The sequence below is a fragment of the Methylomonas sp. MgM2 genome (genome assembly GCF_054172045.1).
This window is the reverse complement of sequence record NZ_JBSYXO010000014.1, coordinates 84896-105118: the sequence shown is the minus strand read 5'-3', so window position 1 is coordinate 105118 and position 20223 is coordinate 84896. Positions and strand designations below refer to the sequence as shown.

Sequence of the window (20223 nt, the reverse complement as noted above, 5' to 3'; positions counted from 1 at the left end):
TGCAGTGTAGGCTAGTGGACAAATCCACTAGCCACAGGAACGACTTTATTGCAGATTGGCGTTGATGTAATCGATAGCCAATTGTACGGTGGTGATTTTCTCAGCTTCTTCGTCAGGAATTTCGCACTCGAATTCCTCTTCCAGCGCCATGACGAGCTCAACCGTGTCTAAAGAATCCGCACCAAGATCATCAACAAAAGACGCGTCGTTTGCGATTTCCTCTTTCACGCCTAATTGTTCAGCGACAATCTTTTTTACCCGTTCTTCGATATTACTCATAATTATTTTCCTCGAACAATGCGAACGCTTAACTTGCAACGTCCACCTTATCTTTAGTGTGTGTTGTTAATATGTAAGTCTCGTCACCGGCGATGCCTAACGATTTCGGGAATTATACTTGATGTTCAAAAAAATTCACAACATTAGCCATCATAAGTGGAAACACCCGATAGCTACGGGGATTTTGAACTTAAATTTTTGACGATTTCCTCCAATGGCACTAAGTTAAGTTTGATTCGAAACAATATGGACTGATCCTCCAGCACACCGAAGCATTCGTAAGTGCGCAGCATGATATTGGTATGATGCAGCGTATTGTCTTTGGATTCGGGCAATTGTTTTACCAGAATGTGCAGTTTGTCATTATTTTTTACTTGTGCCAGATGCACTCTATCCACCGAGAAATCGTGCGATGTATACACCATAGGGTTACGCTTGAAATCGTGATTTTCCAATTGGGCTTTTTCCAATAACGCCCCCGAAGTCAAGCTGACAGGAAACACCTCGGGGTAATGCGCGACATGCACCAGCTCGTCGAAATAATCCGATTGCTCGGCGAGCGATCCCGATAAAAAGTTTTTCACATTGCCGTTGGTCAACCATTTTCGCTTCAAAAAAAACTCGGTGCCAGGCACCGTCGAATGATCCTGGATAGTATTCAGGTCGGGTAATGCGCTCAAATCGGTGTCCGCCAAGAACAAAGGTAGCTTGGTTTCCTTTTTATAACCCAACAATATCGTTTTACCCTGAGATTTGATCGCAATGCGATTTGTCAAGGTTAGATCGGGAATGGTCGCAATTAAGGTTTTTTTAATATCCAACGAAAACTCTTGCCGTGGTCGTAAGGCATTGACAAAAGTAACTTGATAATTGCTGAACCGCAGATGATTCTCTGCAATGATGTTGTCTTCATGCTGCGCCTCCCTAAACAGCTTCATTTGATGTTCGATCAGGGTGTTGAGCTGAAAACCCAATACAATAGGCCCTTTGAACGGGTTATGTGTAATCTGCAACCATTTATGCTTGTCGTGGAAAAGATTGAAGTCGTCAGAGGCCGCGCGGGCTACCTCGATGTGGATTTGGTCGAAGATAAATTGCTGGTCTTTCATTAGCGGATATTAACAATTTTGGAACGGCTATTCTAGATTGGAGTATTTCAGACCCGAAAACTTTAAGTTCCGGAGGTGGCATAAGGGGACGCTGATAGGGCGAATAGCTCGGTGTCAACACACTAAATGCTGGCGATCAATGCAGCTTCGGATATTTCGACTGGAAACATCAGCTTTCCGAATCCGGTGTATTCAATTGCCTGATTTGTATTTTCGCGACTGTTGGATAGGCGATAGCCATTCCACCGGTTCGCTTGGACAACGAACCGGTGAAACTAAGGCCAGACCTATTTCAAATCCATACAGTTGGCGTAGTAGGTAACGGTCGCCGCCCAATCCGAGAAGATACCGAGGATGCCGACGTCTTGCGCCAGCACATCCAGCATTTCCATAGTATCGCCGTCGGTTTTGACGCCATCCGTGACGGATTGATAGTAATAACCGCCCCCGTCTTTCAACAAGCCGGACCGCTCCAAGGTCCAGGTGATGATCTCCAAACCGGCAGCTTTAGCGGCTTTGGCATAGTCGGACGGCACGATTTTATTGTCAGCGTCCAGGGTCACCAATACCCAGATCGGCGGCGCGACGATTTGCACGCCTTCGGCTTTCAAAGACGGCAATCTAGCGATGGCTGGCGGCACATCTTCCGGCACATTCAAGTCTTCCAGAAATACCGCTTGTTTACCGAATTTAGGTTCATGGGCAATCCAGTAACGCACATCGTCCAACCTAAACGATTGCGGATAGACGTCTTTAGTATTGACGCCCGCAGTCTTGTATTCGTCGATCATTTTCTGCGCGTAAGCGTCTTGGGTAAAGCCATCGAACGGCATAGGCACGCTTGGCTCTTTCAGTTCGGGAGTCATTTTGACACCCAGTTTTTTGAACAGCTCAATACTTTCCTTATGCGTCATCACCTTGCCGTTACCCGCATAGCTATCAGTACGGAAACTTGGCGTGGCGTTCATGAAATCTGCCAGAGTCTTGGCATCGCGGTTACCTGCATCCATTTTGCCTTTCAGGGTTTTGAACTCGGCTAGGGTGATGTCGCTGGTACAGCATTTAACCTTTTTATAAGGCGTATCACTACTCATATCAGGGCCGACCGAACATTTGCCGGCCAGATCGGTTTCCAAAATATTAGTCGTGGTTTCCAAATCGCATTGGGAATGGCGGCAAACCAATTCTTTATCTTTGGTAAAGGTCACGTCGCATTCGACGATGCCAGCCCCCATCCGCGCGGCGGCCTCATAAGATTGCTGCGTGTGCTCCGGGAATTGCAACGCGGCACCTCGGTGGCCGATGGAAAAGTCGGTTTTATAGAACGGGCCGTTGGCGCATTGCTTCAAGGCCTGTTTCAGCTCGCCTTCTTGCATATCATTGACAAGAAAAAACGGTCTAGGACCTAATTGGACTGTCGCTTCCTTATCGCGGCGATCGTAGCGCGTATGATGACGGTCGTTTTTACCATCGGCCAATGCAGCCGCAGGCGCAAAAACGACCGCTAATGCCGAAACAAGCAATAGATTTTTGATCGAGTTCATGAGTGTTTCCTCGGAAGTAGTGGATTGTGCTCGCCCTCCTAAGGCGATCCAAAAACTTACAGGATATTTATGTCTGCTTGATGTCGGTGCCGTTAACGGCGAATGACAATAAGATGGGCAATTTTAATATTTCCGGCTCATTAACATACGACTGAAACCGGTGCCGTGGCACCGCTGCCGCCGATGCTCGGAATGCTTGCTGTTCCCAATTAAGGATATCGTCCAAAATAACTTCCCGATATGGCAATAGTCGCTGGGGATGTACCGAGTGAAGATGTCGGCAGCAAGGACGCGGCCGTCAAGCCCCCATGGGAAGGGTTCACGGCGTTCCTCATTCGGTATGCCCCAGGGTTCGCACCGGCAAAACGGGAAGTTGTTTTTGGCCAAATCCTAAGCAAAAACAAGTGAATAAGCGATGACCAAGCACCCGGGCCGGCTCAGTTTTATTGCTGAGTGATAGCGAGCAATGGAGGCACCGGCAGGAGGCTCGTTGGTAAGACTTTTTCGTCTTCGACAGATGGCATCCGCAAAACAAACCAGAAACTCAAGCCCGAAATGACCAACATTGTCGGCAGGGCGGCACCGGACGGCCTTGCCAGACCGAAAGTGAGGCCAAATACGATTACCATAAAAGTCACAACCCTGTGCATCGTAGAGCGTCTCATAGCACGATGCATGTACCAGTCTTTGATCATCCGCCCAAACAAACGTGATTGAAGCAGACGCTGATTTAAAGAAGGCGAAGCCTTTAACGCAAAATAGCTACTGAGAATAATGAAAGGCGCAGTGGGCATCAAAGGTAAAACGACACCCACCCCTCCCAAACCGAAGGACAGCATTCCGAGCCCCGCATACAACCGCCGACGTAATCCCGAAACAGTTTTCGGAGCACGGGCGTATATGCTCCGGCCGGAGGATTCCTGCCAATCAAAATAGGGATATTGCACGGAAACCCAATTTTTCCTTCGTTTCGCAGCGAGCTTGTCGCCCAATCGCGCTAATACGATCGGTGGCGGCGATGATTTTGGATGCAAATGTACGAAGGCCGAACCGATCGACCGATCGATTTCTATCGAAACCACTTCCTCCAATTCGAAACCGCGTTGCAAAAATTCGTCAACATAGCTGCCGTTGATATCTTGAAACAATCGGGGAAAATCAATCCGGATTGTCCAGATTCCGCTCATAACGACATAGGGATAGGACATACAATCAACACCTTATAATTTTTTCGTAAAAACCGACCGCCGGATAGCTATTTCAGCCGGCATGAACGGCGCCGTTGCCTTTACCACGCTGATGCATTCGAATTATCAGAACGCGCCTATTAGAGAAATTCGGGCGGTTTGAAGGATAATTCCCAAGACTCTAGCCTGCGGACGTCGATGCCGGCGCATAGAAAAAACCGACACCCAACATGATATAAACCATAATCAACCAAACACCGGCACCCCATCTTACGGACCCGAGTTGTAGCATGTTAACCACCGCAAGCACGGTGAGAATCAGCGCAACCAACTCGAATTTCGAGAACAACAGATTCATGTTTTGTCCCAACATCAAGCCGAAGAACATCAGCAAAGGCACAACCAGCAGCGCGATTTGAGCACTGCCTCCGGCGGTAATACTCATCGATATATCCAGCTTACCTTGTCGTGCAAATCTGACCGAGTTGATGAGTTCGGCAACGTTGCCTACCATGGCCAGAAAGAACACGCCCGCAAAAAGCGGTGTAAATCCCAGGCTTTTGGCCGCAGGCTCTATGGCATCGGTCATAATCTCACTCATTATTGCCAAACCTGTGGCTAGAATGGCTAAAAACCCTAATGCTTTGTTCCGGCTCCAATTAATCTCCCCGCTTGCACTTTCTTCCTCCCACTCGGTTTCATCCTCCTGCGTACCTCTCATGAGAGTGACGGCAATACTCATTAGATAAAACAGAAAAAGTAAAATGGCGATGTGTAAGCTGATTTCATGTTCCGATTCGGTACTAAAGTTGAATACCGCGGGGATAATCAAACCGAATACGGCCAGCAGTAAACTTCCCACATGAACTCGGACTGAAGCCGGGTTAAATTCTATATTCCTCTCCGGCGATTTCAGCCCGCCGGCTAAAATCGAAACGCCCAGTCCGAATAAAAGGTTTCCGATGATTGCCCCGGAAATAGAAGCCTTAACCATTTCGACCAAACCGTGTTTCAGCGCAAAAAAACCGATGATAATTTCCGGCGCGTTACCAAGCGACGCATTCAATAGACCTCCGACTGAGGGCCCCAGATAACGTGCCAAAACTTCAGTTGCATCTCCCATCATTCCGGCCAAAGGCACAACGGCGAGCGCCGAAACAATGAACACGAAAATCGGATTCGCCTCGAGCCAAGCTGAAAGGAGAGCGACCGGCACAAAAACTAACAACCATTTCAAATTCACAAGGCACCTCGTTGAGCAATAAGTTTTGAACCGATACTAGGGGTGGTAATAAAAGGCTACGGCCATTACTGCGTAAGTCACGATTAACAAAACCCCTTCGAGCCAGTTGGAGCGACCGTCCGTGCTAATCGAATTTGTTAAAAACACAGCAACCATTACCGCAAGCAACTCAAAAGATTTGAATCCCAAATCCATTGGATGACCGATAAAGTGTCCGACCAACACTAAAACAGGCGCCACGAAAAGTGCAATTTGCAGGCTCGAACCCATCGCGACGCTTAGGGCGAGATCCATTTTGTTCTTCCGCGCGAAGGTAATTACGGCGATGTATTCGACCACACCTCCGAATAAAGGGAGCAAAATCACGCCGGTAAATAATGGCGTTAAATCTAAAGATTGAATGGCTCCTTCCAGACTGTCGACAAGGACTTCGGAAACAAACACCAAAACGATACTTGTGAATGCTAGCTTGAAGATTTGCCGTAACAGCATGTTCCGACTCGCACCTATTACCAATTCGGCTGTGTCGCCGTTCGTCGTATCATCCAGATTCAGCTCATAAATATGGCGATGCGTCTTCATCGAAAATAGCAGCGACAGCAGGTAGTAGCCCAACAATAAAGAGGCTGCAATCAGGGAGAAATTTTTTATATTAGGGACGTGAAACTCAGGCGAGGTGTACAACATCGCGGAAGGCGTCAACAACACCACCAATCCGAGATTCAGCGAAGAAGAATTAATCCGACTGATGCGCGAATGGTAATGTTGCTCCGGATGCTTCAACCCGCCAAGAAACATTCCAAGTCCCAAGCCTAGCAGCAAATTGGTAATGATGGCTCCGCTAATACTAGCCTGGACGACTTCGGCCAGATCTTTGGAAAGAGCGACAATCGATATGGTCATCTCGGTAATGTTACCGAAGGTCGCATTCAGCAAGCCCCCCATCGTTGAGCCGACTGTACCGGCGATATTTTCGGTTGCGTTAGCAATTGCGGTCGCTAGCGGAATAATGGCCAAACCCGCAAGAAAAAAAACCAGCAAAGGGTCTAATTCCAGCCACTTGCTCACAAAACACAAGGGCACGAACAACAACATCCATGGAAACTGCGTGTAGTCGATACTCAGAAGGGCACTGCGTACCACAATACGGGAATCATTTACTGAATTCATTTATGAGGTTACCGTCTTTCCAAAACGTTAATATCTACGACTCTGTTTAACACTGGCACATGTCATTTTGTGCTTTGGTCTTTGTGCTGAACACGAGCTTTGGATTGATTAATCCTGTAACTCAACCTACTACTGCGCGACGAACGCACCGCTCATTCGCCGTTTTTCTTAACTGAACTCTATGGCGCGCCCGCGTCAAGCTTTCCGGACGCAGGTTCGATCCAAATAACTTTGCCGCGGTCCCGCAACCAGCTCTCCTGAAATACCCGCTTGGCTGTAATGCCGGCTCTAGCGACAAACTCCCGGTTCAAGTAGGCATTGAATGCAATACTGAAACCCGGAATAAGCATACCTAATTCGGAACCCAACACCGCGCGTTGCAACGCCCTGTTAGCCGATTCCTCGACCGCTTGATTCAAGAACGAATGCTCAATTTGGCGCTGGTAGTTATCCATCGCAAGCTTTCGTTCCTCCGGACTCTCGGAAGCCGAAAGAGCAAGAATATGAAGCATCAACTGTTTGTCGCTTTGCTGCTCGATCTGATAGCCGTAAGCCTGCGCCACCCGGTAGATCACGCGCAATGCACCGGCTAAAAGCACAGGGATGCCGGCGGCCGCAGCGACCGGCCCGCCGGTTCCCGTTACCGCCCCCATTCCAAGCGCGATATGACTCGCATCGTCAATCACGTGATCTGCCAGCATATCCGCAAAATTGAGCGGTTTGACAGCGATTTCCTCTAACGAGGAAACGCCTTGAGATAGGACGAAACGGTCTTTCAAAATATTGTCGTCCCGGGCAAGTTGTCCCGCCATCCGGTTGAGCGTACTGACAGCCATTTCTACGGCGTTCTTCGGCAACACTTTATTTGCGGCAATGCTGATGGGGCGCGTAATGGCTCGAACCATCCGTTTGGCAACACCAGGACGTTCCGCTTTCCACGCTGCGATTTGGCGTCCTTGTTCAGCTTCGTATTCAGTCAACAATATCCTGGCTTCGGGACTTTCATTAGAAACAACCACAGTCATCTTCCATCCTTTGGGTTACGAGGATACCGCCGCTCCAGGTCGTCAAGAAAACGATTGATCTGCTTCATGCTGCCATGGAAAAATTTTGGTGTATGGCCTTGTCGCCACTTTTCCACGCGTTTTCGATTACCGGGCCAAAGCGCAAAGGCCCCCATCAGCAAAAACGGAGTCCCCAAAATACCCGGCACAATCATTCCGATCGCGCCGGCGGTTACCAATATCCAACCGACTTCGTGCTCAAGTTTTCCAACGCGTTCAACCACTGCATCGTCTTCCATTTGCTCTTCCGGACCTAAGACCTCAGGCCTATGAATCACCACAGAAGATCCTGTTCTGGCCTCGGATGAGCTGTCTTCTTCCGCTTCATTCAAAGCACTAGCCGGATCGGCAGCGGTATTATCAACGGTATTGGTCGAATTTGAGGTCATCATCTTTAATCTAAAACCTGGAAGAGTTTGGCTTAGAACTGAATTCTTCTGAAATCATGCGTTTCATCAATCGATTTGAGCGATTCGGTTGCCTGTCGATACACTTTTAGTACCGCCACGTTGCCTAGAATTCCGGCGGTAACACCATTCAAAACGCCACCGAATCCACCGGCTACGCATAACAAATTAGGGATCATAGCTCGGCGGCAGGTCTCCTTAATCCGCGCGGGATATGCATGGGCCAAAATCGCAATTTCGGGTAAGGAATCGATAGCGTCGGAGGTCAGCACGATATCCGCAGATTCTCGCTGCGACAGGCCAAACCCGCTGGGAGAAATGGACACATGCGCTTCCCTTGCTCGTTCCGGACTGGCACCGAAATCACCGACATACAACGATTTAAGACCGCGGCGACGAAGCCCTTGTAGAAAACGTACTTGTTCGTCGACTGAAAGATCACCACTGAATAGATCGGTTCCAAGCAAACTCGCAGCTTCTTTCGCCTCATCGTTAGGACGATCCGACGCCAGAAAGACCTGAAACCCTTGCTTTCTCAGACGACGAACCGTTGCGGCCGCGCGCGTTTGCATACCGTATTTGAATTGCAATGAAGCCGTCTCGATGCCGTCGATTTCAACTGTCAAAGGAGGTGCGGGTTCGCCCGACACCTCGGGCCAACTCCTTAAGGTAATCGTTTGAGCGCCCTGTCGAACCGATACAAAATTTTCCTCAAGCCCGAGCAGTTCAGGCTGCCGCACTAGCAACCGGCGCTGCTGGCAGGCTGCCGCCAATGCAAACGCGCGCTCATCGCCAAGATAAAGTCCGGCACCGGCCACGCATCGCAACAGACCATCGGTTTCCGATTCCGGAAGTCGACTTTGCAGCCTATACAGCTCAAGTTCCCGCTTGAATAGTGCCGGCCTGTCATCCAACACGACGAAGTTGCTTTCCGCCAATCTGGCAATCGCCGTCGGTTCCAGAACGATCGCGCCCTTTCTGGCCGCCAGACGGATGGTTCTTAACGTTTCGATCGGTACGGTAAGTTCCGCTCCGCTCAGCCAGTCTTGGTGTAAGATCGCGCCGGCCGTGAACAGGCCGCCTGTTGCAAGACCGACACCGGCGGTCGCCAGGATCGGAGGAACTGTACGATCGACCAATACTTCGGACCGTTGTTTTAAATCGGGGTGGACCTGCAACGATGTGCAAGTTTGAAGCAAGGCCTGCGCCATCCGGGCGTTACGTGTATTTTGTCCGGAGCCCAAGACCTCGATTTCTACTTTGCCGTGAAAAACCGTGCTTCCGGCAAAAACAAGATCCCCGACCTTCTTCGTTACCGGCCCATGCATCCAACCGGCCGCGCCTTCATGCACCAAGGCGACACCAGCCGTCACCCGTCCATCGACGGAAATTACGTCACCGATCTGCACATTTAGCGCTTGCCCAGCGCTAATTTTTTCAACCGGCGTCCATACTTCGATTCCCTCATTCGTCTGAATTCGAGCATGATTCGGAACGGGCGCCACTTCGTCAATGAGTATTCGACTTTCCGACACAAGGTCGCGCCGATGCCGGCGAGCCCAATAGCGGAAAGACCAATCCGTCAATGCATAGGCAAGTACCTGGCCGCTGGCGATAGAGCACATCAGCAAAGCGGTCAACCATACCGGCGTTCCGACTTTACCTTGCCGCAACTGCACGGCGGCATCACGCACTATATTCGATTGCCCGACTACCAATAACCCTGCACCCAATATTTCCGCCAAAGGCAGCAGTAGCTCACCGGCAGTCGCAACTCCCACAGTGATATTCGTCAACCGGAAATCAACGGGTTGCGGTTGCAGTGCCGCAGACGACTGCCTCGACCAGACCAATCTTGAATCCAAAATACTTAGCAAGCCTTTAACATCGATTAATTCCGGCCTGTACCGTATCCAAAGATTACCCTTTGTGCCTGTTGCCGTCACCTCTGTGACGCCGGAAATAGAACGCAAAACGTGTTCGGCGCGACGTCCGAAATTGGTGTCTTGGCTCAGCACCGGATGGCGCAATTGCACCTGGCCGGGACTTTTACTCGCTATTTGCCATCTGGAAACCAAGCCTTCGAATCGATGCAGAGTTACCGGTTCGTCCATAGCCCATTGGGGCAAGCCGGAGTCCTCTATTTCCGTTCCCGTCCCTTCAATGGCTTCCGCAAGCTTAACAACGAAGTCCTGTACGCTGCGATTCCCCAACTGGTAATTAACCGCCACAGAGTGTTCATATGGGTCAATAGAGATCGAGAAAACTTCAGGAAAGCTAAATACTCTCCGTGCAATAAAACGGGATAGCCGAATATTTTCCGAACTGAACAAACGATCGTATTTAATACTTAGAGACTCTCCGTCGTACTGAATCAACGGATCGGCGATTTTTGTTGAAGAAATTTGTCTCACGGCATGAAATCTTGTTTATAGGGCTTGAGTGCTGCGCTGTCCACCATGTGCTCCAATTGGACCGCGATATTTTTGGTTTCGCTGTCAAGCACATCATAGACCTCACGCAGCTTTTTCCGCCGTCTATCGATCTCGAAGCCGACGGCAGCGATCATCGTCGCGGCAAAAAACAACCCAACAACCTCTGATATTCTATCCATCACTGTGTTCCTCTCTGGTTTATGCCATCATTTCGCTCGCACCTTCGCGAATGACCTCAATTGCGCCTTCCAAACCATCACGGTGCAGTCGTCTCTGCAAATCTTTTTCGATGTTGGGGCTTTTCCGATGATCCGAAATAAAGCGTAAAAACTCTTGCAATGCTTTCAAAGCCTGCTCCGGATTCTTGATGGCGCCGAGGCAAAGCCGGAAGCCGTGATAGCCGGAAGCTCCACGCCCGCCTTTGGCATGCAAATCATGCACCAGTAGAATAGGATCTTTGCCAAGAAGCACCGGGTTGGCGCGAATCAGCTCGATCGATTGTTCGCGGCTGAGAACATATAACACATCGTGGTTTTCGAATTCGCGGATCATATGAAAGTTCTCGCGCAACACTCTGGCGGAATGGGATTTCCAACCGGCATCAATGATAAAGTAGTGAAAGCGCGGTTGTGTTTCAGCGCATTCCGCTTCCGAAGCAACCAGCTCGGTAGAAGCGGCCGACCCGGACGGCGCCTCGGCAGCCTGAGAAGATGCTGTCGCGGAGGCCGCCAAGTCTTGGGTTGGCGCGCTTGTTTCTCCGGTTGGCTGCCCTTCCTTTTGTTGGCTCCGCCTTCTCAATCCGGTCGTTTTTGGCTGACGTTTTTGGGTTTCCATTGTTTCTCCTCAAAGGATAGACTCAACAATACGCCAACGTGCCGTCTTCTTCCACGTTTCGATCGTTGAGCCTGGGCTGTAAAAAACTGCTGCTCTCCTACAACTTTTAGGTAAGCGTCATGCTAATACGGCTTCATCTTTACCTTCGAGCTCCGAGGCAGCCGCAGCATGACCTTGTCCCGCGACATACCCGCTTTGCTTGAGTTCGAGCTCCAAACGATGTCTGCGTTCGGCCTCCAGTTGAGCCACCTTACGCATCGGCCAAACGCCATTGGCAAGAGCACCGATCGCGGCAACGTTATTGGTCAATACCGAGGCTCCGATCCCGAAGCCCATCGTGAATACCCCTGCCACGCAAAGAATGTTCGGAATCAAGATCATGGTCCAGCTATTGCGAACGTTCCTGTCCATCGAGTGGGCGATATCGCGCAATTCGCACAACTTGCTTAGACCCTGCTCCATGAAGACGATTTGCGCGGTATCGGTGGCAATCGACGTCGCTCCGCGCAGGGAAATCGAAACATTGGCTTGTTTGAGCGCAATCGAATCGTTGATGCCGTCGCCGACAAAACAAACTTTGCGGCCTTCCTGCTGCAGCTTCTCGACGTACTCGGCCTTATCCGCCGGCAATACCTCCGCAAAATAGCGATCCATGCCCAATTCCTCGGCGAGTTTACGGGTAGGCGCTTCGTGATCGCCCGAGATAATCGCAAGATGTTTGATGCCTCTGGCACGTAAGCCGGCGACGATTTCTTTTACTTCGGGACGTACCGCAGCCTGCAGTTCCAATGCACCGCCTAACTGATCATCGACACCGACCATGATCAAGGTGTTGCCGTCCAAATGGGCCTCGTCCAATGCCGACTGAATTTCCGGCGTCAGTTTAATTCCTTCCATTTCAAAATAGCGGTTACTGCCGACACGAATGGTATGGCCTTCGATTCCGACGCTAATGCCATAGCCGACTTTGTATTGCGTCTCATCGGTGCTCGCCAGCTCTATTGCCAGTTCCTCGGCCTTATGTAAGATAGCGAGCGCGATTGGATGATGGAATTTATGTTCGGCAGTGGCGGCATATCTTAGAATTTCGTTTTCTTTGAATCCGTTTGCAGTAATGACACGACTGACTTCCGGCCTTTCCCGTGTCAAGGTACCGGTTTTGTCGAACAGCACCGTATCGATCTCGTTCATCAATTCCAATGCCCGGCCGTCCTTAACCAAAATCCCTTTTTGCGCACATAAGGCAAGTGAAGAAAGAACGGCCAAAGGTGCCGCCATCCGGATACCGGTGCCCAAGTCGCTGTTCAATACCGCCACGCCGCCTTGCGGCCCCATCGCCGCGTATGCGAGCGCTCCCACCGCTAAAGTGGGAACTACCGCCGTATCGGCCAAGCGCTCCCCTTTATTCTGCGATGTCAATTTGTATCCTGCGGTGTCGTTCAAAATTTGACTGATCTTGGCCGATGCGGTTTCGCTTCCGGCTTTTTCAACGGATACGTAAACTTTGCCCGCGACCAAAATGGTCGATGCGAACACGCGATCGCCGACACCTTTTTCGGCTGGTGTAGATTCACCGGTCAGCGCATGCTGATCGATCATCGCCATACCGTCAACGATATGCCCATCAACCGGCACCATATCGCCGGTATGCACTACCACAATGTCGCCAGCCTTAATTTTGTCCAAGGAAATTTCCGTCTCAACGCCGTTTTGACAAAGCCAAACAAATCGTGGCTGTTTACCGAACGCGCTGAGCAGCATCCTTTTCGAATTGTCTTCGGTTTTTTTGACCAGCATACGCCCGAAGGACAGGCACCAAGCCAATACCGCGCCGGGGAAAACCTGCAATGTGCCAAGGCAGCCCAAAACGACAATGGAATCCAACACGTCGACGCCTAGCCGCTTTTCCTTAAATAAAACGTCATAGGCACCTTGAAAGCTCGGAATCGTAGTATACGCAAACAAGGCAGCGGCTACCGGAAGCAAAGCCGGAGCGGCAAACTGGGCGACACCCGCTAGCGCGAGCGATCCGGTGCAGATGGCCAAATCCAGATCCAGTTTATCTAATTCGGCTTGATGCTCGGCGGCGGCCAACGCGCCATCCAGGATTTCGATAATCTGAATTCTGGTAAGGCGTCTAGGATCGTACTCCACTGTTACCGAACATTGGAGCGAGTGAGTCTTATACCGGTCAATTCCTAGCACCGCCATCAATTCCCGCTCGATAGCCTGGCACAGCCCGGACTTACGGTACAGCACCGGATTTTTGACTTTCATGAATCCGGCACGTTCCGCTACGACTTGGAAACCGGTAACGACGTGTCCATAACGATGGTAATGAATGACCCCATGCCGGTCGCGCGCGGTGATGGACGGAGCGACCGATGGGACCATCGAACTACCTTGTTCCGATTTTGTGCCGGCCGTGGAACTTCCTTCGCCCGATAGACATTGTGCCAAACCATCCAAAACGTCGCGTAACGCATGTCGGCCGGCATCGAAATGAAACTCGGCCGTCGGTATCGAAACGCCGTTCAATTTAGCGCCATTAAGCGTCTTTGTTGCGAATGCGCGTTCAAGAAAACGCCGGCATTGCTCACCCTCAGGCTCGGCAAACAAAGCGTGGCTTTGGAAACGTATCAACCCCGAGGAAGGAAACGAAATTGATATATCGACAGGGACCGATGCATCGACTTTTGAACCAGATTCAAAGCGGCTATCGCTATACATAAATTTAATACTCCCGAATGGAGCGGACTATCTTTTCGGATTGTTCGATAGCCCGCCGGTTCCTTCATACACGATTAAAACAAGTTACCGTGCGCTCGCTGCCTATTTTTATTGCGACGGCCTAAGCCGGCGCTACTGAACCGATCGACTCGATGCTCAAGCCTTTCGCTTCGTTGACGGCTTCGACCGCGGCACGCGCACCATCGACGAAACCTTCTACAATCGGATTATCTTGCGGCACCGATTTAGCCACGAAGACTGTTGCGTAGACTACACCGTAGGAAAGCATGTAAGAAGTCGTGTAGGCAAAACGGGAAACTGAACTACCGACACCGGCGCTCACGCCCATGAGCTTTTCTTTCGCTCTCGTCGCATCTTCCGTTGCCGAATGAGCGGCATCCTTCACCGCGTCGGCGACTGATTTCAATGGATCGGCTTGTTCATTTACACCTGCTTTTGAGGCCATTTCATTTACTCCTGTTTTCTGTAAGAAAGAGATCCGAACACATGTACGACCCAACATGCTGTCTTTTCTGCAGCAGTTGAAAAATACTCCATCCCGTTATTGATGTCACTACCGGTCAAAATAAGCGCACCATCGCAAAGGTCTATTTGCCATACACCTTTATTGACGGGCAGTTCGGCGCGTACGGTCCAAGATTCTAATCGTGCGGACAGTACATTGTAAACACCAGAATGGATCTAATCGACAGTACATTTTTTGAATAATCTGAGGCGTTTTTCTAAACGCTTGTAAAAAAAAAAAAATCCAAGTTATCCGCAGCTAAATTTTATGCGCTGTTGCCCGGCTTCGTTTGACCGGCCTCATTTATATTCAACTTATGTTGCAGCACTATTACCAAATGATTTGACGACTAAGGTAGCGCACTATCGATATTTTACTAGTTGCTGATAAAAACATTTGCCGGAATACTCGTCCCATAAAGCCATCACAGCTCTGGCTAAAAGGAATATAAATCGGTTTTTTCGGTCAAAAAATGAAACGCCAAAGTACATCGAAGCGCTTTCAAAATTCACGACTATCGCCGAATAATAACCGTCAGACACCATCCAAAGCTCGATCACAGAGCACCCACTCTCTTTTTTCAGCCATCCCGGCATCGTACATCAAATTCCCTCACCTGCATCATCATTTTTTGTTTTAAAAAAAGAAACAATAAATGCGCAAGACAACCAATTGTTAATTGAAAAACAATGAACTACAGTTAAACCAACTTCGAAACCGACCGGCCCCACAAGATAAGGAGCTTGCGATGAACAACAAAATTACGGCAAACAAGCTAATCAGCTGTTCATTTTTTACGTCAGGCCTTTTAGCCTTAGTCTCCGGACAGTTCATATTGTCGACTGCTTTATTCGGCACGGCTTGTTTGGCTACCAACCTCTACGCCGTCAAGGCTAAACCCGCGCGAGTTTGATTTTCTGTGCCTCCTCGTTGTTAAGACAACGACACTCCACAGCCCCCAACTTTGCCCAAAGCTGGGGGCTCTTTTTGCGCGAAGGAACGCTTCTTAGGATATCGTCCAAAATAACTTCCCGATACGGCAATAGTCACTGGGGACGTACCGAGTGAGGGTGTCGGCAGCAAGGACGCTGCCGTCAAGCCCCCACGGAAGGGTTCACGGCGTTCCTCATTCGGTATGCCCCAGGGTTCGCACCGGCAAAACGGGAAATTGTTTTTGGCCAAAGCCTTATAGCATTTCCGATTCGGGCCGGCATTGCGCACGCGCTCCCGCGAAATCCCAAAGCCTTATTCCATCAACCGATGCCAAATGCTGTCGACCTGCGCCCGCAATTCAATAAATTCGGCATCGCTAGCCATCGCGCTTTCGCCTTGCAAAACCTGATGGTGGCCGTAATCGCGATACGCGCAATAGGCTTTTTTCAATATAGCCGCATCGTCCTTAGTCATAAAGCCGTGCCCGGCCAAACTCTCCAATAATCGAACATTATCGGTATAAGTCGCAAGGCTGTGATTGCGAGCGGTTTCCGCCAGCACGCCGAATTGAACCATGAATTCGATGTCGGCAATGCCGCCCTTGCTTTGTTTTAAATCGAATACATCGTCTTGTTTGCTGGCAAGACTTTCCCGCATTTTTGCACGCATGTCGCTTACTTCCCGCCTCAAGTCCGCCACATTGCGAGGCATTGCCAAGATACGGGTCCGGATCGCTTCGTATTCGGATTTCAGCTTGAGGTCACCCGCCACGAATCGCCCGCGCACCAGGGCTTGATGCTCCCAAGTCCAGGCTTGATCGCGCAGATAAGCTTCGTAGGTATCGATATGGGCGACCAATAAACCGGAGTCGCCATTCGGCCGTAAGCGTAAATCGGCTTCGTAAAGCACACCGGACAGCATTTTGGTATCGAGAATGTGACGAATCTTTTGCCCGAGACGCAAATAAAATTGGCCGGTGCTGATCGGTTTATCGCCATTTGTCATCGCGTCGGCGTCTTCGCAATCGCAAAGAAACACGAGATCCAAATCGGAAGCATATCCCAGCTCGATGCCGCCGAATTTGCCGAACGCGATAATGGCGAACCCGCCGGATTTTGTAACGCCGGTTTCGGGCGGACAGCCGTGCTTCTCGGCCAGCATCAGCCAAGCCCGTTCCATCACCTGTTCCAAGATAACCTCCGCGATCCAAGTCAGGTAGTCGCTGACCACCATGACCGGAATCGCGCCGACAATATCGGCGGCTGCCACCTTCAACACATTTTGATGCTTAAACTGACGCAGAGTAATCATCAATTGTTCGCTGTCGCCAGGGTCGACCTTATCGAGCTCGCGCTGCAAATCCCCGATCAGATCGGCTTTTTTCAAGGGTTCGAACAACCTGACGGGGTCCAGCAACTCATCGAACAAGATGGGGTACATCGCCAAATAATCGCAAATCCACGGACTGGCCGACGCCAGCCTGATCAACTGGGTCAACGCATCCAGATTTTCCACTAACAGCGACAAATACACGTTCCGGCCGGCTACGGCCTCGAACAAATCCAATAGCCGGCCTAATGTGATATCCGGGTTATCGACACAAGGCACGCGTTCGATCAACAACGGCATCAGCCTGTCCAATACACCGGCGCCCTTGCGCGTCATCCGCTTGATTGGATAAGAGATCTTGAAATCGACAATCGCCCGGTATACGACTTGAGGATCGGCGTAACCGCAAACCACCAGCGTTTCCCATGCTTGTTCTTCGTCGGCACCTATCCAGACCAAGCGGGTAGCCTGTTGCTGTATCTCCTTTTCGCTAAGCTTGAACACCTGGTCGAAAATGGCATGTACACTGCTTCTAACCTCGTCCAGCTCCCGTTTGAAGCTATGCCAGTCGCCGAAGTCCAGCGAATAGGCCAGAATCTGCTGCGCCAACGCCTGCTTAGGCAAATCATGGGCTTGCTTGTCTTGATATTCTTGAATGTGATTTTCTACCCGCCGAAGAAATCGATAGGCGAATTTCAGCGTGGCGACATCGTCGGCCGTCATCAGCCCGAACTCATCGAGCACTTCCAGAACGACCTGAATTTCACGCTGTTGTAGCGCTTTTTCTTGTCCGCCGCGTATCAGTTGAAACGCTTGCCCGATAAACTCAACCTCGCGTATTCCGCCAGGGCCCAATTTGACGTTGTCCATTCGGTCTTTGCGCATCAATTCCTGGCTAATCTGGAATTTCAACGACCGCAGCTCTTCGAAGGCGCCGTAATCCAGATAACGCCGATACACGAAAGGCTTTATCATCGCCGTCAATTGCTTGCCGGTGTTGATGTCGCCCGCTACCTGGCGGGCCTTGATCATCGCATAGCGTTCCCATTCGCGGGCTTGGGTCAAATAATAGTTTTCCATGCCGTCGAAGCTCATGATCAGAGGACCGCTATCGCCAAACGGCCTTAAACGCACGTCGGTCCGAAACACAAATCCATCTTTTGTGGTTTCGTCCAAGGCTTTTACTAGCGAACGGCAGATGCGGGCAAAGAACTCGTTATAGGAAATATCTTTTTTCTCCGACAAAACCCCATCTTCGGCATAGGCGAAAATCAAATCGATATCGGAGGAATAATTCAGTTCCCATGCCCCAAGCTTACCCATTCCGAGCACGACCATGTTGAAAGGCGTTCCATTAGCAAGCGTCGGCGTGCCCCAGCGCCGGCAAGCTTGCCGATAGAAAAAATCCAGCGCGGTTTGAATACAGGCCTCGGCTAAGGCCGTCAAATCGGCGAGCGTTTCGTCCAGATCGGACCATCCGGCCAGATCGCGCCAGGCAATTCGGACCATTTCTCGGCGCCTGAATAAGCGCAGTTGACTGGCAAGGTCGGCTTCGGCATCGACCGGATTTTCCCGCAACGCACTTGAATACACTTCTCGACGAGAAGCGCAAAACAAATCGCCGGAATCGACTAAATCGACTATTAAATTCGGATCGCGCAACCAGCTTTCGCTGACGAACCGGCTACAACAAGCCACTTTCAGGGCCGAACGGCTAAACGCTTCGTTGTCGAATATGCGCAATGCATCCCGCGTCAGTTTCTCTTCGAGCTGGCGGCCGAAAGCCATGGCTACGCTTTGCAATGCTTCCGGTAAATGCACGGCATGTTGAGCAAGCAATGTTTGGACGGTCATAGGCAAGTTCCGAAATTAAGGCTAAACCACTAATGATAACCAAACAATTAAAATAGACCCTAATTGCGCCAACCGGTTCGAATAAAAGGATGGTCTGAATTGAGCGGATCTTTGCGGCCGGCAACGCAGGCCGGCTTATCGGCCATCAATCGCAGCATCGTATCTGAGTTGCCTTCGCCGGTACTTGCCTTATGAGTAGCGCTTCGCCATTTGGCTTAATGGAACCGCTTTAATCTTACCGGCGTGGCCGGCACTGCCGAATGCCTGGTAACGAGCCTGGCAAAGCGTTTGCATCGCGTCTCTGGCTGCTTTGTAGGTTTTGCGGGCGTCCAACTCGGCGGCATTTTCCGGTTGGGCTATAAAGCGGCGAATCGCGCCGGTGGAAGCCATGCGCAGGTCGGTATCGATATTGATTTTACGGACGCCGTATTTAATCCCTTCGACAATTTCCTCAACCGGCACACCGTAAGTTTCTGGAATATCGCCGCCGTAGTCGTTGATAACTTTCAGCCACTCCTGCGGAACGGAACTGGAACCGTGCATGACAAAATGCATATTCGGCAAGCGTTGCTGCAATTCTTTCAAGCGGCTGATGACCAGCACTTCGCCGCTCGGGGGCTTGCTGAATTTATAAGCGCCATGGCTGGTGCCGATTGCCACGGCCAAGGCATCGACTCGGGTTTGCCGGACAAACTCAAGCGCCTCATCCGGATCGGTCAGCAAACGAGCGCGGTCCGATAAGTCTTCCGCGTTATTTTTGTTTTCCAACGAACCCAGACAGCCGATTTCACCCTCAACCGATACGCCGCATGCATGTGCCATGCTAACCACCTTGCGGGTGACGGCTACGTTATATTCAAAAGACGAAGGTGTCTTCATGTCTTCCAGTAAGGAACCGTCCATCATCACCGAGCTAAAGCCCGACCGAATGGCTTGAGCGCAGATATCCGGCGACGGCGCGTGGTCTCTATGCATGGCGACCGGTATCTGCGGATATTGCTCAACCGCAGCCAGGATCAAATGACGTAAAAACACCTCGCCGGCATAGCTATTCGCGCCGGCCGAACCTTGCATGATGACCGGGCTATCGCAGGCATCTGCCGCTTGCATGATGGCTTGAACCTGCTCCATGTTACTGACATTAAAAGCCGGTATGCCGAAACCCCGTTCCGCCGCATAATCCAAAAGCTGCCGCAATGATACTAAAGCCATGATCGGCTCTCCTTAGCGTTGTTATCGTAATGAGCTTATTATAAGCCGGAGAATTAGGCGCTTTTTAGCGCGCTACTTGAATTTAAGATTGTAGTAACTGTTCAGCGATATCCGTAGGAGCGGCGCATAGTCGTGAATTAAGCAGATCCGTATAACGAGGCGGAGAATTTTTACGCGTTTGCAGATCTCGTTTGAGCATTTCAAACTTGGCACGGTATACCGAGAATAAGTAAAGCAACTGTTAGCGCCTCACCGGAAAATTCCTAACATAGCCAATCGATCGAAGGATCGAACCGTAGGAACGGTAGGCCGAAAATAGACGGGATGGCCGGATGCGGAATACCCTGACTTGCCGAACCTCGGACAG

General features: G+C 50.6%; 15 protein-coding genes. All 15 read right to left on the bottom strand.

The window, feature by feature from the left end; all coding sequences use genetic code 11:
* Positions 1-45: 45 nt before the first annotated feature.
* The 15 genes from acpP to fba all read right to left on the bottom strand — a co-directional run bounded on the left by acpP (position 46) and on the right by fba (position 19856).
* A complete protein-coding gene (acpP, locus tag ACW73I_RS12440) occupies positions 46-279 on the bottom strand; it encodes an acyl carrier protein (RefSeq protein WP_013820083.1) in 234 nt (77 codons plus the stop codon).
* 173 nt (positions 280-452) lie between these two features.
* Positions 453-1388, bottom strand: a complete 936-nt coding sequence (locus ACW73I_RS12435) for a hypothetical protein (RefSeq protein ID WP_458029697.1) — start codon at positions 1386-1388, stop codon at positions 453-455.
* Between the two features lie 287 nt (positions 1389-1675).
* A complete protein-coding gene (locus tag ACW73I_RS12430) occupies positions 1676-2932 on the bottom strand; it encodes a glycerophosphodiester phosphodiesterase family protein (protein ID WP_458029696.1) in 1257 nt (418 codons plus the stop codon).
* A 443-nt stretch (positions 2933-3375) separates the two neighbouring features.
* On the bottom strand, positions 3376-4140 hold the full coding sequence (locus ACW73I_RS12425; protein WP_458029695.1) for a YbaN family protein: 765 nt from the start codon (positions 4138-4140) through the stop codon (positions 3376-3378).
* A 160-nt stretch (positions 4141-4300) separates the two neighbouring features.
* A complete protein-coding gene (cax, locus tag ACW73I_RS12420) occupies positions 4301-5362 on the bottom strand; it encodes a calcium/proton exchanger (protein ID WP_458029694.1) in 1062 nt (353 codons plus the stop codon).
* A 36-nt stretch (positions 5363-5398) separates the two neighbouring features.
* Entirely contained in the window at positions 5399-6532 is a 1134-nt protein-coding gene (gene cax, locus ACW73I_RS12415; RefSeq protein ID WP_458029693.1) for a calcium/proton exchanger, read from the bottom strand.
* 179 nt (positions 6533-6711) lie between these two features.
* The gene (locus ACW73I_RS12410) at positions 6712-7557 is read right to left on the bottom strand and encodes an EcsC family protein (protein WP_458029692.1); all 846 of its coding nucleotides are present in this window, start codon (positions 7555-7557) and stop codon (positions 6712-6714) included.
* Entirely contained in the window at positions 7554-7988 is a 435-nt protein-coding gene (locus ACW73I_RS12405; RefSeq protein WP_458029691.1) for a hypothetical protein, read from the bottom strand. Before ACW73I_RS12405 ends, ACW73I_RS12410 begins: the two co-directional genes overlap by 4 nt.
* Before the next feature lie 29 nt (positions 7989-8017).
* Positions 8018-10234 carry a P-type ATPase gene (locus ACW73I_RS12400; RefSeq protein ID WP_458029690.1) on the bottom strand — a complete coding sequence of 739 codons (2217 nt, stop codon included), beginning with the start codon at positions 10232-10234 and terminating at the stop codon, positions 8018-8020.
* Positions 10235-10413: 179 nt separating this feature from the next.
* Positions 10414-10617 (bottom strand): hypothetical protein, encoded by a 204-nt coding sequence (locus ACW73I_RS12395; protein WP_458029689.1) that lies wholly within the window; start codon positions 10615-10617, stop codon positions 10414-10416.
* Positions 10618-10636: 19 nt separating this feature from the next.
* Entirely contained in the window at positions 10637-11272 is a 636-nt protein-coding gene (locus tag ACW73I_RS12390; protein WP_458029688.1) for a hypothetical protein, read from the bottom strand.
* A gap of 117 nt (positions 11273-11389) precedes the next feature.
* Positions 11390-14002, bottom strand: a complete 2613-nt coding sequence (locus ACW73I_RS12385) for a heavy metal translocating P-type ATPase (protein WP_458029687.1) — start codon at positions 14000-14002, stop codon at positions 11390-11392.
* 121 nt (positions 14003-14123) lie between these two features.
* Positions 14124-14468: a hypothetical protein gene (locus ACW73I_RS12380; RefSeq protein WP_458029686.1), complete on the bottom strand. Its 345-nt coding sequence runs from the start codon at positions 14466-14468 to the stop codon at positions 14124-14126.
* A 1305-nt stretch (positions 14469-15773) separates the two neighbouring features.
* Positions 15774-18644: a bifunctional [glutamate--ammonia ligase]-adenylyl-L-tyrosine phosphorylase/[glutamate--ammonia-ligase] adenylyltransferase gene (glnE, locus tag ACW73I_RS12375; RefSeq protein WP_458029685.1), complete on the bottom strand. Its 2871-nt coding sequence runs from the start codon at positions 18642-18644 to the stop codon at positions 15774-15776.
* A gap of 189 nt (positions 18645-18833) precedes the next feature.
* The gene (fba, locus tag ACW73I_RS12370) at positions 18834-19856 is read right to left on the bottom strand and encodes a class II fructose-bisphosphate aldolase (protein WP_458029684.1); all 1023 of its coding nucleotides are present in this window, start codon (positions 19854-19856) and stop codon (positions 18834-18836) included.
* Positions 19857-20223 lie beyond the last annotated feature (367 nt).

What these genes read in the sequence shown, in the direction of transcription:
- ACW73I_RS12435 (WP_458029697.1), bottom strand. Translation starts at nt 1,388, where the DNA reads ATGAAAGACCAGCAATTTATCTTCGACCAAATCCACATCGAGGTAGCC.
- fba (WP_458029684.1), bottom strand. Translation starts at nt 19,856, where the DNA reads ATGGCTTTAGTATCATTGCGGCAGCTTTTGGATTATGCGGCGGAACGG.
- ACW73I_RS12385 (WP_458029687.1), bottom strand. Translation starts at nt 14,002, where the DNA reads ATGTATAGCGATAGCCGCTTTGAATCTGGTTCAAAAGTCGATGCATCG.
- ACW73I_RS12430 (WP_458029696.1), bottom strand. Translation starts at nt 2,932, where the DNA reads ATGAACTCGATCAAAAATCTATTGCTTGTTTCGGCATTAGCGGTCGTT.
- ACW73I_RS12405 (WP_458029691.1), bottom strand. Translation starts at nt 7,988, where the DNA reads ATGATGACCTCAAATTCGACCAATACCGTTGATAATACCGCTGCCGAT.
- cax (WP_458029693.1), bottom strand. Translation starts at nt 6,532, where the DNA reads ATGAATTCAGTAAATGATTCCCGTATTGTGGTACGCAGTGCCCTTCTG.
- ACW73I_RS12390 (WP_458029688.1), bottom strand. Translation starts at nt 11,272, where the DNA reads ATGGAAACCCAAAAACGTCAGCCAAAAACGACCGGATTGAGAAGGCGG.
- ACW73I_RS12425 (WP_458029695.1), bottom strand. Translation starts at nt 4,140, where the DNA reads ATGTCCTATCCCTATGTCGTTATGAGCGGAATCTGGACAATCCGGATT.
- ACW73I_RS12395 (WP_458029689.1), bottom strand. Translation starts at nt 10,617, where the DNA reads ATGGATAGAATATCAGAGGTTGTTGGGTTGTTTTTTGCCGCGACGATG.
- ACW73I_RS12410 (WP_458029692.1), bottom strand. Translation starts at nt 7,557, where the DNA reads ATGACTGTGGTTGTTTCTAATGAAAGTCCCGAAGCCAGGATATTGTTG.
- ACW73I_RS12380 (WP_458029686.1), bottom strand. Translation starts at nt 14,468, where the DNA reads ATGGCCTCAAAAGCAGGTGTAAATGAACAAGCCGATCCATTGAAATCA.
- glnE (WP_458029685.1), bottom strand. Translation starts at nt 18,644, where the DNA reads ATGACCGTCCAAACATTGCTTGCTCAACATGCCGTGCATTTACCGGAA.
- acpP (WP_013820083.1), bottom strand. Translation starts at nt 279, where the DNA reads ATGAGTAATATCGAAGAACGGGTAAAAAAGATTGTCGCTGAACAATTA.